General features: G+C 60.4%; 10 protein-coding genes, 1 tRNA gene and 1 pseudogene. 10 read left to right on the top strand and 2 right to left on the bottom strand.

Annotated features, from left to right (window positions below; all coding sequences use genetic code 11):
• Nucleotides 1-18 precede the first annotated feature (18 nt).
• From PSH84_RS18470 to PSH84_RS18440, 7 genes and pseudogenes are all read left to right on the top strand, one after another.
• The gene (locus PSH84_RS18470; protein WP_122564612.1) at nt 19-372 is read left to right on the top strand and encodes a DUF2934 domain-containing protein; all 354 of its coding nucleotides are present in this window, start codon (nt 19-21) and stop codon (nt 370-372) included.
• 227 nt (nt 373-599) lie between these two features.
• On the top strand, nt 600-2759 hold the full coding sequence (gene glgX / locus PSH84_RS18465; protein ID WP_122564613.1) for a glycogen debranching protein GlgX: 2160 nt from the start codon (nt 600-602) through the stop codon (nt 2757-2759).
• Nucleotides 2760-3007: 248 nt separating this feature from the next.
• Complete coding sequence (locus PSH84_RS18460; RefSeq protein ID WP_305481505.1) at nt 3008-3772, top strand: PIG-L deacetylase family protein; 765 nt, start codon at nt 3008-3010, stop codon at nt 3770-3772.
• 225 nt (nt 3773-3997) lie between these two features.
• Nucleotides 3998-4801 carry an endonuclease/exonuclease/phosphatase family protein gene (locus PSH84_RS18455; protein ID WP_305470995.1) on the top strand — a complete coding sequence of 268 codons (804 nt, stop codon included), beginning with the start codon at nt 3998-4000 and terminating at the stop codon, nt 4799-4801.
• A 181-nt stretch (nt 4802-4982) separates the two neighbouring features.
• Nucleotides 4983-7442, top strand: coding sequence for an autotransporter family protein (locus PSH84_RS18450; RefSeq protein WP_305481504.1), 2460 nt, complete (start codon nt 4983-4985; stop codon nt 7440-7442).
• 294 nt (nt 7443-7736) lie between these two features.
• The gene (locus PSH84_RS18445) at nt 7737-8651 is read left to right on the top strand and encodes an autotransporter domain-containing protein (RefSeq protein ID WP_305481503.1); all 915 of its coding nucleotides are present in this window, start codon (nt 7737-7739) and stop codon (nt 8649-8651) included.
• Between the two features lie 242 nt (nt 8652-8893).
• Nucleotides 8894-10520 (top strand): annotated as a pseudogene (locus PSH84_RS18440) (NADP-dependent glyceraldehyde-3-phosphate dehydrogenase).
• A 19-nt stretch (nt 10521-10539) separates the two neighbouring features.
• On the opposite strand, the gene PSH84_RS18435 reads toward PSH84_RS18440, so the two are convergent.
• The gene (locus PSH84_RS18435; protein WP_305481502.1) at nt 10540-11433 is read right to left on the bottom strand and encodes a DMT family transporter; all 894 of its coding nucleotides are present in this window, start codon (nt 11431-11433) and stop codon (nt 10540-10542) included.
• A gap of 133 nt (nt 11434-11566) precedes the next feature.
• Here PSH84_RS18435 and PSH84_RS18430 point away from each other — a divergent pair, with 133 nt between their 5' ends.
• Nucleotides 11567-12004 carry an Lrp/AsnC family transcriptional regulator gene (locus tag PSH84_RS18430; protein ID WP_122564620.1) on the top strand — a complete coding sequence of 146 codons (438 nt, stop codon included), beginning with the start codon at nt 11567-11569 and terminating at the stop codon, nt 12002-12004.
• Between the two features lie 475 nt (nt 12005-12479).
• On the opposite strand, the gene PSH84_RS18425 is transcribed toward PSH84_RS18430, so the two are convergent.
• Entirely contained in the window at nt 12480-13151 is a 672-nt protein-coding gene (locus PSH84_RS18425; RefSeq protein ID WP_122564621.1) for a Bax inhibitor-1/YccA family protein, read from the bottom strand.
• 124 nt (nt 13152-13275) lie between these two features.
• Here PSH84_RS18425 and PSH84_RS18420 point away from each other — a divergent pair.
• Nucleotides 13276-13363: transfer RNA gene (locus tag PSH84_RS18420), tRNA-Ser, on the top strand.
• 124 nt (nt 13364-13487) lie between these two features.
• A complete protein-coding gene (locus tag PSH84_RS18415; RefSeq protein WP_122564622.1) occupies nt 13488-14342 on the top strand; it encodes an SPFH domain-containing protein in 855 nt (284 codons plus the stop codon).
• Nucleotides 14343-14506 lie beyond the last annotated feature (164 nt).

Below are 14506 nucleotides of genomic sequence, written 5' to 3'. Positions count from 1 at the left end.
TGAATCAGGAGCACTGCGATGAGTACCGACGATAAACGCATTCGCGAATTTGCCTATCAGATCTGGGAGTCCGAGGGTAAACCCACCGGGCAGGAAAAACGCCACTGGGAGATGGCGCGCAAACTGGCCGAAGCCGAAGCGCTGGCGCCCAGCAAGCCACCCAAGGCCGCGAGTAAATCGGCGGCCAGCAAAACCGACGGCGCCAAGCCTGCTGCCGCCAAGAGCACCACGGCCAAGCCTGCCGCAAAAAACACCACACCCAAGGTCAAGCCAGCGGCCAAGCCTACTGCGGCGACTGCCGCGACAGTGCCACCGGCGAACAAGACAGCCGACAAGAAGCCACGAGCACCGCGCAAACCGCCGGCGGTTTGATTCATCCTATCGGTCTCTTCGCCAGGTGGGAGCAAAGCTTGCTCGCGAAGCAGGCGCCTCGATGTCTGAAGGAGCGCATCTCTTCATCGCGGGCAAGCCTTGCTCCCACAAGGAAGCAACTTTGTCCCACATAACGGGATAAATCCCCTCGCTACAGGTGAAGGGTGATGCCATCCCTTTCAAGTGAACCGCACCGCTGTATCTGTCTGTTTTTTGCAGGAGCAACTATGACCCGTCCAAACAAAACCACGCCGCCGCCCGTTATCGAGGCCTCGCGGATTCGTGAAGGGCTGCCTTTTCCACTGGGTGCAACCTGGGATGGCCTCGGGGTCAATTTCGCGCTGTTTTCAGCCAATGCCACCAAGGTCGAACTGTGCATTTTCGATGATGCCGGCGAAGTCGAGCTCGAACGCATCGAGCTGCCGGAGTACACCGACGAGATTTACCACGGTTATCTGCCGGATGCCCATCCGGGATTGATCTACGGCTATCGGGTCTATGGCCCGTACGACCCGGCGAACGGCCATCGCTTCAACCCGAACAAACTGCTGATCGATCCTTACGCCAAGCAACTGGTCGGCCAATTGAAGTGGTCCGAAGCCCTGTTCGGCTACACCATCGGCCACCCCGACGGCGACCTCAGTTTCGATGAGCGTGACAGCGCACCGTTCGTCCCCAAGTGCAAGGTCATCGACCCCGCACACACCTGGGGCCACGACCATCGCGTCAGCGTGCCCTGGGACAAAACCATCCTGTATGAAACCCACGTACGCGGCCTCACCATGCGTCACCCTGCGGTGCCCGAGAACCTGCGCGGCACGTTCGCCGGGCTGATGGTCGACGATGTGCTGGAGCATATCCGCAAGCTGGGCGTTTCTTCGGTGGAGCTGCTGCCCATCCATGCCTTCGTCAATGACCAGCACTTGCTGCATAAAGGCATGACCAATTACTGGGGTTACAACAGCATTGCCTTCTTCGCGCCCGACCCGCGCTACCTGGCCAGCGGCAAGATCGCCGAGTTCAAGGAGATGGTCGCCCACCTGCACGAGGCCAACCTGGAAGTCATCCTCGACGTGGTCTACAACCACACCGCCGAGGGCAACGAACAGGGCCCCACCCTGTCCATGCGCGGCATCGATAACGCCTCGTACTACCGGCTGATGCCCGACGACAAACGCTATTACATCAACGACTCCGGCACCGGCAATACCCTGGACCTGAGCCACCCCTGCGTGCTGCAAATGGTCACCGACTCCCTGCGCTACTGGGCCACGGAAATGCACGTCGATGGTTTCCGCTTCGACCTGGCGACCATTCTCGGTCGTTACCATGACGGTTTCGACGAGCGCCACAGTTTCCTTGTCGCTTGCCGCCAGGACCCGGTGCTGCGCCAGGTGAAAATGATCGCCGAGCCTTGGGACTGTGGCCCCGGTGGCTATCAGGTGGGGCACTTCCCGCCGGGCTGGGTCGAGTGGAACGACAAGTTTCGCGACACGGTGCGGGCCTTCTGGAAGGGGGATGACGGCCAGCTCGCCGACTTCGCCAGCCGAATGACCGCCTCGGGCGAGATGTTCAACCAACGTGGTCGGCGCCCGTACGCCTCGGTGAACTTCGTTACCGCCCATGATGGTTTCACCTTGCATGACCTGGTGTCGTACAACGACAAGCACAACGAAGCCAACGACGAGAACAATCAGGACGGCAGCAACAACAACCTGTCCTGGAACCATGGCGTCGAAGGCCCGACGGATGATCCCGAGATCAACGCGCTACGCCATCGGCAGATGCGCAACTTCTTCGCCACCCTGCTGCTGGCCCAAGGCACGCCGATGATCGTCGCCGGCGACGAATTTGCCCGTACCCAGCACGGCAACAACAACGCCTATTGCCAGGACAGTGAGATCGGCTGGGTCAACTGGGACCTGAGCGAGGATGGCGCGGCGCTGCTCAAGTTCGTCAAACGCCTGATCAAGTTGCGCCTGACCTACCCGATCCTGCGCCGCGGACGCTTCCTGGTGGGCAACTACAACGAGGACATCGGGGTCAAGGATGTGACTTGGCTGGCACCGGACGGCAGCGAAATGAGCATCGAACAGTGGCAAGACGGCAATGGTCGCTGCCTGGGCATGCTGATGGATGGCCGCGCCCAGGAGACCGGCATTCGACGCAAGGGTGGCGATGCGACGCTGCTGCTGGTGGTCAATGCGCACCATGACATCGTTAACTTCCGCTTGCCGGAAGTCCCCGAGGGCAGTTTCTGGACCTGCATGGTCGACACCAACCAGCCGACCGTTCGTGGCCAGGAGCGCTTCGATTTCGAATCCGAATACTCTGTCACCGGACGCTCGTTGCTGCTGTTCGAGCTGCAACGCGAAGAAGAGGATTGAACGATTCGCAGTTAACCGATGGGAACCGCAAGGATGCGGTTTTTCCAGCCACACCATTCAGTTTGAAGAAAAAAATGCAGTTCAGACGCACATGTCACGAGACGAATCGGCTGACATGGTCAATACTTCCCCTGCGGTAGTCTCCAGGATTCGGAGCGCTGTGAATCGCAGTCATGCCCACATCGGTGCCATCGGACAGTAGGCCCGGTGCATGGCTGAAAGATTGAACACATACAAGGATGTCATTTATGAAGCCCGCCTCTCGCTTGCCTGGCCGGCAGCACCCGCAAATCTGGAACAGTGCTGCGCAACTGGCCGATATTCCGATCATCAGTACCCAGACACTCATTCCCGCTGGTGCTCGCGCCGTCATCCTTGCCCCGCACCCGGGCGATGAAGTCGGGGCCTGTGGCGGATTGCTGCAATTGCTGAGCAACCTGGACCAGCCTATGTTGCTGATCTCGGTCACCGATGGCGCCCTGGCCCACCCCGGCTCACCGTTGTGGAACGACGAACGCCTGCGTACGCACCGTCCCCACCCCCAGGAAAGCGTCGACGCCCTGCATCGCCTGGGCATCGCCGCCCATGGCCTGCAATGGGTGCGCGGCGGTTTTCCGGAAAAAAACCTGGCCGAACACGAAGCCGAGCTGACCTCTTTTATCGCCCGTCACCTGCGCCCCGGTGACGTGGTGTTCAGCACCTGGCGCCTGGATGGCGACAGCGACCACGACACCGTCGGACGCGCCGGGGCGCTGGCCGCCGACAGGATCGGGGTGGCGTTCAACGAGCTCCCGGTGTGGGCCTGGCACTGGCCGGTCCGCGAACAAAATAAAATCCCCTGGCACCGGGCCCGCAAACTGCGCCTCGACGTCTGGACCACCGCCCGCAAACGTCACGCCATGCACGCCTACGTCAGCCAACTCGCCGGCGAACCGGCGAGCGGCATCGCCCCCTTGTTGCCCAGGGTCATCCTTGACCGGATGGGTTTGCCCTATGAGATTGTCTTCATCTGAACACGCACCTGTAAAAGCTGGGTTTGTTCGCGGATGGCGGCGGTTCAGACCCACTGCCATCGCGAGCAAGCTCGCTCCCACATTGGAACTGCTACTTCTGTACGCCACCAGTCCCTGTGGGAGTGAGCTTGCTCGCGATGGCGATCGACAAGGGTATGAAAAATCCGGAACTGCCGGTGCCTTGGGTCAGTCGCATGAACAAGTACGTCTGATTCAGGAGTGAACGTGACTCAAGATCCCGATTGGCGAGCCGTCGAACCAATACAAAAATCGGACGCGCCTGCGGCGGTTCATCGACTGCGGGTCCTGACGGTCAACACCCACAAGGGTTTTACCGCCCTCAACCGGCGCTTCATCTTGCCCGAATTGCGCGAAGCGGTGCGCAGTACCGGCGCCGACCTGGTGTTCCTGCAAGAGGTACTGGGTGAACATGACCGCCACGCGTCACGCTACGACAACTGGCCCCAGACGTCCCAGTACGAATTCCTCGCCGACAGCATGTGGAGCGACTTCGCCTACGGCCGTAATGCGGTTTACCCCGATGGTCATCATGGCAACGCCTTGCTCTCCAAATACCCGATCCGCCAGTTTCGCAATCTCGACGTGTCCATCACCGGGCCCGAGCGGCGCGGGTTGTTGCATTGCGTGCTGGATGTGCCGGGCCACGCTGCGGTCCATGGGATCTGCGTGCACCTGAGCCTGTTGGAAAGCCATCGCCAGTTACAACTCAAACTGCTTTGCCAATTGCTCGATTCGCTACCCGAGGATGCCCCGGTGATCATTGCCGGTGACTTCAACGACTGGCAACTGCGCGGCAACCTCGCCCTTGCCCGCCGAGGTTACCTGCACGAAGCGTTCGAGCAGCACCTTGGCCGCCCCGCCAGGACCTACCCGGCCCGCTTCCCGCTGTTGCGCCTGGACCGCATTTACCTGCGCAACGCCAGCAGTCATTCCCCGCAAATACTGGGCAACAAACCCTGGACCCACCTGAGTGACCACCTGCCGCTTTCGGTGGAAGTGCATTTGTAAAGCGAGCCTTCCCTCCCTCTTTCTGAGCGTTGACCTGTAAGTTCTGACAGTAGCGACGCCCTTTAATCGTTGCTAGGGTGCCTTTCCATACAGCGAGCGTTGCCAGGCCCTGTGTGCCATCTGTTGCGCAACCGATGCTGGAACCGGTGTCCATGGGGATGCCGATGCAGAGGGATAGCACATGATTCGGCACGATAAAGGATTCAATCGGCTGTTCAACGCCTTGTGCGTATCGGCCCCCTTCCTGTTACCCGCATCCTCCGCCATGGCGGCCTGCACGCTGGTACCGACCGCAGGCAATGATTCCTATGTCTGCGACAGCGGCACCAGCCCCGGGCTGACGGACCTTTCGGGTAACAACAGCCTGACCATGCCCGCCAACGGCAGCGGCCTCATTACTGGCGACGTCACGTTCGGCGCCGGCGTCGACAGCATCGTGATCAACGCCAACGGCGTGATCGACGGCGATGTACAGCAGGGCTCTGGAGTGGACGATTTCATCATGAATGGCGGCAGGATCCTGTCCCTGGCCCAAGGGGACGGCCTCGATACGTTCGAAATGAACGGTGGAATCATCGTTGACGCATTCGAAGACGGCGACGTTGCGAAGATGACCGGCGGTACCATCGGCCGGGTCGACATGAAACTCGATGACAACGTTTTCGACATGTCAGGCGGCAATATCATTGGCAACCTGGTGACCGGTTTCGGTCAGGACACCATCATCCTCTCCGCGGGACGCATCGGCGGCAATGTCAGCGTCAGCGGCGGCAACGACAGCATCACCGTCAGCGGTGGCGAAATACTCGGCGAGGTCCGGGCCAGTGCCGGCGATGACCAGTTCCAGTGGAGCGGCGGCCTCATTCACTCCGCCGTTTTAATGGGTGTGGGCAACGACACGGCGCAGTTGAGTGCTCTCGATGAAACAACGCTCGCCACCACGCCCAGCGTGGACGGTGAGTTGGGCCAGGACGTCTTGACCTTCGAAGGCAGCACCTCCAGCACCGGCGCCCGTTACCTCAATTGGGAAACGATCAACCTCACCCAAGGCTCCCAACTGGACCTTAACGACACCCTGACCTTGGGTGACAGCGCCACCGCCACCGGGACGCTCAACATCGAAAGCGGCAGCACGCTGACGGCGACCCAAGGCGTCATCGCGCCTTTTACCGCCGGTCAACTGGCGACGCTCAACAACGCCGGCACGATAGACCTTACCCAGGGCAACACCCGCACCAACGACACGCTTACCGTCCAGGGCAACTACGTCGGCAACAATGGCCAGCTGCATGTGCAAACGGCCGTTGGTGCCGATGGTTCTGCCAGTGACAAACTGGTGGTCAATGGCGGGACGCTCACCGGCACTACCACCATCATAGTCACGAACCTCGGCGGCACGGGCGCACAGACGACCCAGGACGGTATCGAAGTGGTCCAGGCCCTGGGTGGCGCGGTCAGTGACATCAACGCCTTTTCGCAGGGGCAGTCCATCTCGGCCGGTGCGTTCGATTACCGCCTGTTCAAGGGCGGCGTGACCGGCAATGAAAACAACTGGTACCTGCGCTCCACCGTGGTCGCCGGACCAGTACCAGCCCCCATCCCGACCGCGCCTCCCGCGCCGGGTGCGCCACCCGTGCCGACGCTGCCGCCCTTGCCAACCGCAGTGCCCGGCGCGGCGCCCATCCCGTTGTATCGCCCGGAAGTGCCGACCTGGTCGGTGCTGCCTCCGGCGGCGGCGCAATTGACGTTGATGGCCCTCGGCACATTCCATGACCGTCAAGGTGACCAGCGCCTGCTCACGGAAACCGGCGCATTCGGCGCGGGTTGGGGCCGGGTCTATGGCACAGACCTGAATAAAACCTGGGCCGGCACGGTGACGCCGCAGTTCGATGGGTCGATCAAAGGGTTCCAGGTGGGAAACGATCTATACAGCTCGCAACTATCCGGCGGCCAGACCCAGCGCATTGGCTTCTTCGTCGGGCACACGGAATTGAACGGCAAGGTCAAAGGCTTCAACCTGGGTTTCGAAGGCCGACACGCCGGCAAGATAGAACTCGACGGCGACAGCTATGGGCTCTACTGGACGCTCACCGACCCTAGCGGCGGCTACGTCGATGCCGTGGTGATGGGCACGCGACTGAACGGCGACAACCGTTCCGAACGCGGCCTGAAAATCGATAATCGCGGGCACGCCCTGACCGTTTCGGCGGAGGCCGGCTATCCCTTCGCGGTAACCTCCGACTGGGTCTTCGAACCCCAAGCCCAGGTCATCCACCAGAAGGTTTCCCTGGATACGCAAAACGATGGGATCTCCAAGGTCGAATTCGATTCCGACGGCGCCTGGACCGGCCGTGTCGGCGCTCGTCTGAAGGGTCGCTATCAGGTCAGCGGCATGCCCGTGGAACCGTACTTGCGCGCCAATCTCTGGCACACGTTTTCCGGCACCGATTCGGTGACGTTCGACGATACGGAGCGGGTCGAGACCCAACAGCGCGCCTCCACTGGCGACTTGGGCGTCGGCGTCATCGTTAGCCTGGCGCCTGCGGTCAATGTTTACGCCGCTGTCAACTACAGCAACAACCTCGACAGCAACCAGCAACAGAGCACAAGCGGCAATATTGGTGTGCGGATCAGTTGGTAGGCAGACGCTGCGACGGAGGTCTTACGCTTAAACAGCCTTCTTAATAACCAATTTAAATCAGCGCTTTATTGGCGCTGATTTCATCTTGCCATTCATCGTTCAGTTTCTTGACGCACTGCCATCAGTCTTCTTGACTACACCGTACTACCCCCGGAAATACAGTCAGGGGCAGGCCTCTGGAACCCGTCAAGACGGGCCGCCAAAGGCTTGCCTCAATCCATTCGGTCGCCCCTCATTCGGGGTAGGAGAGACGCCAAAAAGCGAGAAATGCATGCGATTGCAAGGCAGGCCCCCATGAAAACTTCCCCCCGTCCACAAGCGTTCACCACCCCTTTCCATACCGTTTCTACGTCGTTGCTGCTGCTTTCATCCATGGAGGCCCAGGCCTGGCCTGCCGAGGAAACCGTGCAACCCTGGTACGACCGAACACCGCCCACCCACCTCGATACGGCACTCATCGGAAGTGAGCCTGCTTCCGGCAAAAGCCCCGCCCTGTTCACCTTGCGAAACGACAGCGGCCATACCCAGCGCATGGGGCTGACCAACGGGCATAACCAAATCATTTCAACCGGCGGCGGCGTGTTGGTGATGCCCGCGCAGGCCGAACCGGGCAAAGATGCCCTCAACCTGAAAGGTTCGAGCCTCGGTGCCTATTGGAGCCTCACCGGCCCTACAGGCTGGCACATCGACCTGAGCGCCAGCGGCGGCCGGGTCAACGGCTACAGCCGTACCGAACAAGGCCAGCGCCAGGCCACCGAAGGCCATGCGGTAACACTGTCGGTTGAAGGTGGCTTTCCCATCGGCATCAGCACCCACTGGGTGGTCGAACCCCAGGCACAACTGATCAACCAGCGCGTCACTCTCGACACACCGAACGCCGAGAACGGCAACGGCGATGAACTGAGCAGTTGGAGCGGTCGTGTTGGCGCACGACTCAAAGGGACCTATCAGGTCAACGGTCTCGGTGTGGAACCCTACCTGCGAACCAACCTGTGGCACACCGTCCAGAACGTTGGCACCGTGTCCCTGGATAAGGTCGACAAGATCAGCAGCAGCCGAAAATCCTCCACCGTCGAAGTCGGCCTGGGCCTGGTGGCACGGGTCACGCCGGCGGTCAGCCTGTATGTCAGCGCCGATTACAGCAGTGACGTCGACGACAACGACCTCAACGGCGTCATTACCAGCATGGGGGTGCGGATGCGCTGGTGATCCCTATCACGTAGCAGAAGCTGTGTAGGAGCTGTCGAGCGAAGCGAGGCTGCGATCTTTTGATCTTTCACTTGGGACTCAAGTGTTTGGGAAAAGATCCCAGCCTCGCTTCGCTCGGCGGCTCCTACAACGTCGTCCGGCGCAAGCAATCTGCCGCCACTTAAAAAAGGCGTATAACGCTAAAAGCGTTTCCTACCTGCAAGCCGTCCGCCCATGGCTCATTTCATTGATGGAGTAACGACATGACCACCGCCCCCTTCCTCACCAACCTGTTCCCCGGTGCCGCCGACATCCCCGACGCCTACCGCCTCGAAGGGCGGATCGAGCAGCGCGAATACCTGGTCGACGGCGTCTTGAAAACCTGGCAAGGGCCGCTGGCCGTTGTCCGCAGTCCCGTCTACCTGACCGGCGAGTTGGGCGATGAACAAGTGATTCTCGGCAGCACGCCGCTGCTGGATGCCGAGACCGCCCTCACCGCCCTCGACGCCGCCGTCCGGGCTTACGATCGCGGCCAGGGCCAATGGCCGACGATGCGCGTCGCCGAGCGCATCCGTCACGTGGAAACCTTCCTGGCGCGTATGCGCGAACAGCGCGAGGCCGTAGTCAAGTTGCTGATGTGGGAGATCGGCAAGAACCTCAAGGATTCCCAGAAGGAATTCGACCGTACCTGCGATTACATCGTCGACACTATCAATGCCCTCAAGGAACTGGACCGCCGCTCCAGCCGTTTCGAACTGGAACAGGACACCCTCGGGCAAATCCGCCGCGTTCCCCTCGGCGTGGCCTTGTGCATGGGGCCTTACAACTATCCGCTGAACGAAACCTTCACCACGCTGATCCCTGCCTTGATCATGGGCAACACCGTGGTGTTCAAGCCGGCCAAGCTCGGCGTGCTGTTGGTGCGGCCGCTGCTCGAAGCCTTCCGCGACAGCTTCCCGGCGGGCGTGATCAACGTGATCTACGGCAGCGGCCGGGAAACCGTCAGCGCGCTGATGGCCAGCGGCAAGATCGATATATTCGCCTTCATTGGCACCAACAAGGCCGCAAGCGACCTGAAGAAACTCCACCCGCGCCCGCACCGCTTGCGTGCCGCCCTGGGGCTGGATGCGAAAAACCCCGGGCTGGTGCTGCCGGACGTGGACCTGGACAACGCGGTCAGCGAGGCGTTGACCGGCTCGCTGTCCTTCAACGGTCAACGCTGTACGGCGCTGAAAATCCTGTTTGTCCATGAAGACGTGGCGCCGGCATTCATCGAGAAATTCAACGCCAAGCTCGCCAGCCTGAAACCCGGCATGCCGTGGGAAGACGGTGTGGCGCTGACGCCGTTGCCTGAAGCGGGCAAGGTCGACTACCTGCATTCTCTGGTGGCCGATGCGGTCGCCAAGGGTGCGCAAGTGAAGAATGCCCACGGTGGCGAGTCGCGCAACTCATTCTTCTATCCGGCGGTGTTGTACCCGGTGAACACGGCGATGCGGGTCTACCACGAAGAACAGTTCGGCCCGGTCGTGCCCATCGTGCCGTACCGCGACCTCAATACGGTGGTCGATTACGTACTGGAGTCCGACTTCGGCCAGCTGCTCAGCATTTTCGGCACCAACCCGGCACAAGTCGGCAAGCTGGTGGACACCTTCGCCAACCAGGTCGGCCGCATCAACATCAACGCCCAGTGCCAGCGGGGCCCAGACACCTTCCCGTTCAATGGCCGCAAGAATTCGGCCGAGGGCACCTTGTCCGTTCACGATGCGTTGCGCACCTTTTCCATCCGCACACTGGTGGCGACCAAGTTCCAGGACAGCAACAAGGCGTTGATCAGCGACATCATCCGTGAGCGGGGATTCCAACTTCCTGACCACGGACTACATCTTCTGATCCACGCCCGGACGGTGGGCTACGGCAGGGCTGGGCGACGCCACTTGATGCTCCAGCCCTGTTGCATGCCGGCAGCCGCCAGCAGGATCGCCGCCACCCCCAGCCATTGCAGCGGCTCGAGGCGATGGCCGAAGGCGAACCAGTCGACGAAGATCGCTGCGATCGGATAGATGAACGACAATGCCCCGGTCAACGCGGTCGGCAACCGTTGAATGGCGCTGTACAACAGCACGTACATCACGCCGGTGTGCACCATGCCCAGGGTCAATAGGCTGGCCCAGGCCTGGGCGTGTTGCGGCAACACCGAGAAGTTCGCCCAAGGTGCCAACAGCAGCACGCCAGTGCTGACCTGGATCAGCGCGATCAGATGGGGTGGCGTGCCGGTCAGGCGTTTGATGATCAACGCCGCGATGGCGTACAGCAACGCAGCCCCGAGCGCCAACGCAATACCCAGCAGATAGTCACCGCCGCCCTGCCCTTGGTCACCATGGGCACTGACAATGGCCAGCATTCCGAGAAACGACACCGCCAGCCAGAACAGTTTTTGCACGGTGATTTTCTCCCCCAGGAACAACGCCGCCAGCCCTACCAACATGAACGGCTGGACGTTGTACACCGCCGTGCCGATGGCAATCGAAGCACGGGAGTAAGAGGCAAACAGCAATACCCAGTTGCCGACGATCGCCACACCACTGAGCACCGCCAGCAGGAAGGTGGTACGGGTGAGGATGCCGGGGCGCAAAAAGCCGAAACCGGCGCAGATCAATAACAAGGTCACGGCGCCGAACACGCAACGCCAGAACACCACGTCCAGCACCGGCAAACCGGAAACCAGCACGAACCAACCTATGGTTCCGGAAATCAGCATGGCGGCGGTCATTTCCAGCGAACCGCGGCGTAAGGTCTTGTCCATCTTCAGGCTCCTTCAGCAAGTGGACACAGTATGCCGAGCCGACCGGGGCCTTCTCCATGGCTTGAAAAAGGCTAAACTGCCTTTCGACCTTTTTTATCAAGGCAACTTCACGCATTCGCCTAATGGAGCTGAAATGACTGACGACATTGACCAGATCCTCATCAGTGCCCTGATGGAAGATTCCCGACGCTCTCTCAAGGCCCTGGCAAATCTCAGTGGCCTGTCCTCCCCCAGCGTCGCCGAGCGCCTTCGCCGGCTCGAGGAACGCGGCGTGCTCAGGGGCTACACCGTCGAGGTCGATCCCAAGTGCTTCGGCTATCAACTCCAGGCCATCGTGCGTATCCGCCCGCTGCCGGGACAGTTGCAGGAAGTGGAGCGGCAGATCCAGGGCATCGCTGAATTCACCGAATGCGACAAGGTCACCGGCGACGACTGCTTCATCGCGCGCCTGCACGTGCGCTCGATGGAACAGCTGGATACGGTGTTGGACAAGCTCAATATCCACGCCGAGACCAATACGGCCATCGTCAAGAAGACCCCGGTCAAGCGGCGGTTGCCACCGATGGCGTAGGCGTCTGCCTGGTTTGCCCTGTGGGAGCGAGCTTGCTCGCGAAGAGGCCAGCCTGTTCAACCTCTTCATTGACTGCGAAACCGCTATCGCGAGCAAGCTCGCTCCCACAGGTTTTGCAGTGCACACGGATTTTGTGCCAGCCAAAGATCCAGTGTGGGAGCGAGCTTGCTCGCGATAGCGGTGGCTCAGCCACATAGATGCTGGGCATCCCCCCGCTCTTGCTTTGCTTTTGATCTTGATCTGGACGCCCCGTTAAACCACGCTGGCCGAACGCAGGCATTGCGCAGTGGGCTCTTCCAAAAGTGCCCCGCCGTCAGGGCGGAACCCTAAGTAGTCGTTACCGAAGAAACGGATATACACACCAACCCATCCAAAAAATGTCAAAAAAAACGGCGCTTTTCATCTCTGAAAAACGCCGTTTCCACTATGTGAACAGCATCACGCCGAAGCGGGCTGTTCACTCATCACAGTACAATCAGTCGTCACGCCCCATCAGGCCAAACAGCTGCAGCAAGCTGACGAACAAGTTGTAGATCGATACATACAGGCTGACAGTCGCCATGATGTAGTTACGCTCGCCGCCATGGATGATAGCGCTGGTCTGATACAGGATGCAGACCGACGAGAACAGCACGAAGCCAGCGCTGATCGCCAGTTGCAGGCCGCTGATCTGAAAGAAGAAGCTGGCCAGCACGGCCCCCATCAGGACGAAGAAACCTGCGGTGATGAAACCGCCGAGGAAACTCATGTCCTTGCGGGAAATCAGCACGTAGGCCGACAAACCACCAAATACCAGGGCGGTCATGGCAAAGGCCGAGCTGACCACTTCGGCGCCGCCCTGCATTTGCAGGTAGCGATTGAGGATCGGGCCGAGCAGGAAGCCCATGAAGCCGGTCAGGGCGAAAGTCGACACCAGGCCCCAGGCCGAATCACGGAGTTTGTTGGTGAGGAAGAAAAGGCCATAGAAACCGATCAGCACGACAAAGATGTTCGGGTAACCCACCCGCATCTGTTGTGCGACGTAGGCCATCACACCGCTGAAAGCGAGTGTGAGTGCCAGCAGGCCATAAGTGTTGCGCAGGACGCGGCTAACCTCTAGCTGCTCAGCCTGCACGCTGTTGTTCACTGCGTAATCCTGTTCGCGCATGGCGACACTCCTCCGGTTTTGAAACATTCAGTGGCAAGGATCATAACAGACGCTCTGTAACAAGCTACGTAGAGAGTTTGACAGTGTGTTTCATTCGGGTATTATGGCGCCCGCAACGCAATACGGAGGTGTGGCCGAGTGGTTTAAGGCAACGGTCTTGAAAACCGTCGACTGTAACAGGTCCATGAGTTCGAATCCCATCGCCTCCGCCATCTTCTAACGTTAAAGCCCTGATTATTCAGGGCTTTTTCGTGTCCGGCATTCGAAATACCTATTGCAGCTTCAGCATTGGAGATCGCTATGGCAAACCCCACCCCGCCACTCAAGGAAAGAAAAGTGACCAGCAAAACCATCGGCTCCATCGTTGCTGCAATCGTCGGCATCGTCTTGTTGTGCGTGCTGTTCGGCAGCTGGTACACGGTCGACGAGACCGAGCGCGGCGTGCTGCTGCGTAACGGAGCGCTGGTCGGGGTGGTTGAACCGGGTCTGTCCTTCAAGACGCCCTTCATCGAATCCGTACGTATGATCAGCGTCCAGAGCCAAGTCACGGCTTATGAAGACCTGCAGGCCTACAGCAAGGATCAACAGTCCGCCCAGCTCAAGGTCTCCGTGTCCTGGCATATCGCCCCTTCCGATGTGGCGAAGGTCTATACCCAGTTCAAGGACCTTGAAGGCATCCGTGACCGGATGATCAGCCGCCAGGTGCCGACCCAGGTGGAAAACGTCTTTGGCAAGTTCAACGCCGTGGCTGCCGTGCAGAACCGCGTTCAACTGGTCAACGATATTTCCACGGCCATCAAGGCCACCATCACCGGGCCCGTGATCATCGACAGCGTCCAGGTCGAAAACATCGACTTCAGTGACGCCTACGAGAAAGCCATCGAAGCGCGCATGGCCGCTGAAGTCCAGGTCAAGACCCGCGAACAACAGCTCGCCACCGAGCAGGTCCAAGCACAGATCCGGGTGACCCAGGCTCAGGCGGAAGCTGATTCGCAGGTAGCCCAGGCCAAGGCAGACGCGCTGGCGACCGAACTGCGCGGCAAAGCCGAAGCCGAGGCTATCAAGGCCCGGGCCCAGGCCTTGGCCAGCAACCAGAACCTGGTGGAACTGACCAAGGCCGAGCGCTGGAATGGCGTGCTGCCCACCACCGTATTGCCGAACAGCGCCCTGCCCTTCATAGACATCAAGTAACGCCACGGGCGCGGCCTGCCTGGTCGCGCCCGCTCCATCCCGGAGCGTCCTCGCAAGCATCGCCCCTCTCGTAGCGCTACACTCGGCAATGAACCCGACGTTCATCGTTAGCAGGGAGCTCAACGTGTACCCAGGCAAAAGCAGACCGACACGATCCACCGTAC

Origin of the sequence: Pseudomonas beijingensis, assembly GCF_030687295.1 — a bacterium.
In the GTDB taxonomy this organism is placed as follows: Bacteria; Pseudomonadota; Gammaproteobacteria; order Pseudomonadales; family Pseudomonadaceae; genus Aquipseudomonas; species Aquipseudomonas beijingensis.
This window is presented reverse-complemented; position numbering and strand designations above follow the sequence as displayed.

Excerpts from the sequence above, each read along its gene's own strand:
- PSH84_RS18450 (WP_305481504.1), top strand. The coding sequence starts at position 4,983 with ATGATTCGGCACGATAAAGGATTCAATCGGCTGTTCAACGCCTTGTGC.
- PSH84_RS18445 (WP_305481503.1), top strand. The coding sequence starts at position 7,737 with ATGAAAACTTCCCCCCGTCCACAAGCGTTCACCACCCCTTTCCATACC.
- PSH84_RS18425 (WP_122564621.1), bottom strand. The coding sequence starts at position 13,151 with ATGCGCGAACAGGATTACGCAGTGAACAACAGCGTGCAGGCTGAGCAG.
- PSH84_RS18430 (WP_122564620.1), top strand. The coding sequence starts at position 11,567 with ATGACTGACGACATTGACCAGATCCTCATCAGTGCCCTGATGGAAGAT.
- PSH84_RS18470 (WP_122564612.1), top strand. The coding sequence starts at position 19 with ATGAGTACCGACGATAAACGCATTCGCGAATTTGCCTATCAGATCTGG.
- PSH84_RS18460 (WP_305481505.1), top strand. The coding sequence starts at position 3,008 with ATGAAGCCCGCCTCTCGCTTGCCTGGCCGGCAGCACCCGCAAATCTGG.
- glgX (WP_122564613.1), top strand. The coding sequence starts at position 600 with ATGACCCGTCCAAACAAAACCACGCCGCCGCCCGTTATCGAGGCCTCG.
- PSH84_RS18435 (WP_305481502.1), bottom strand. The coding sequence starts at position 11,433 with ATGGACAAGACCTTACGCCGCGGTTCGCTGGAAATGACCGCCGCCATG.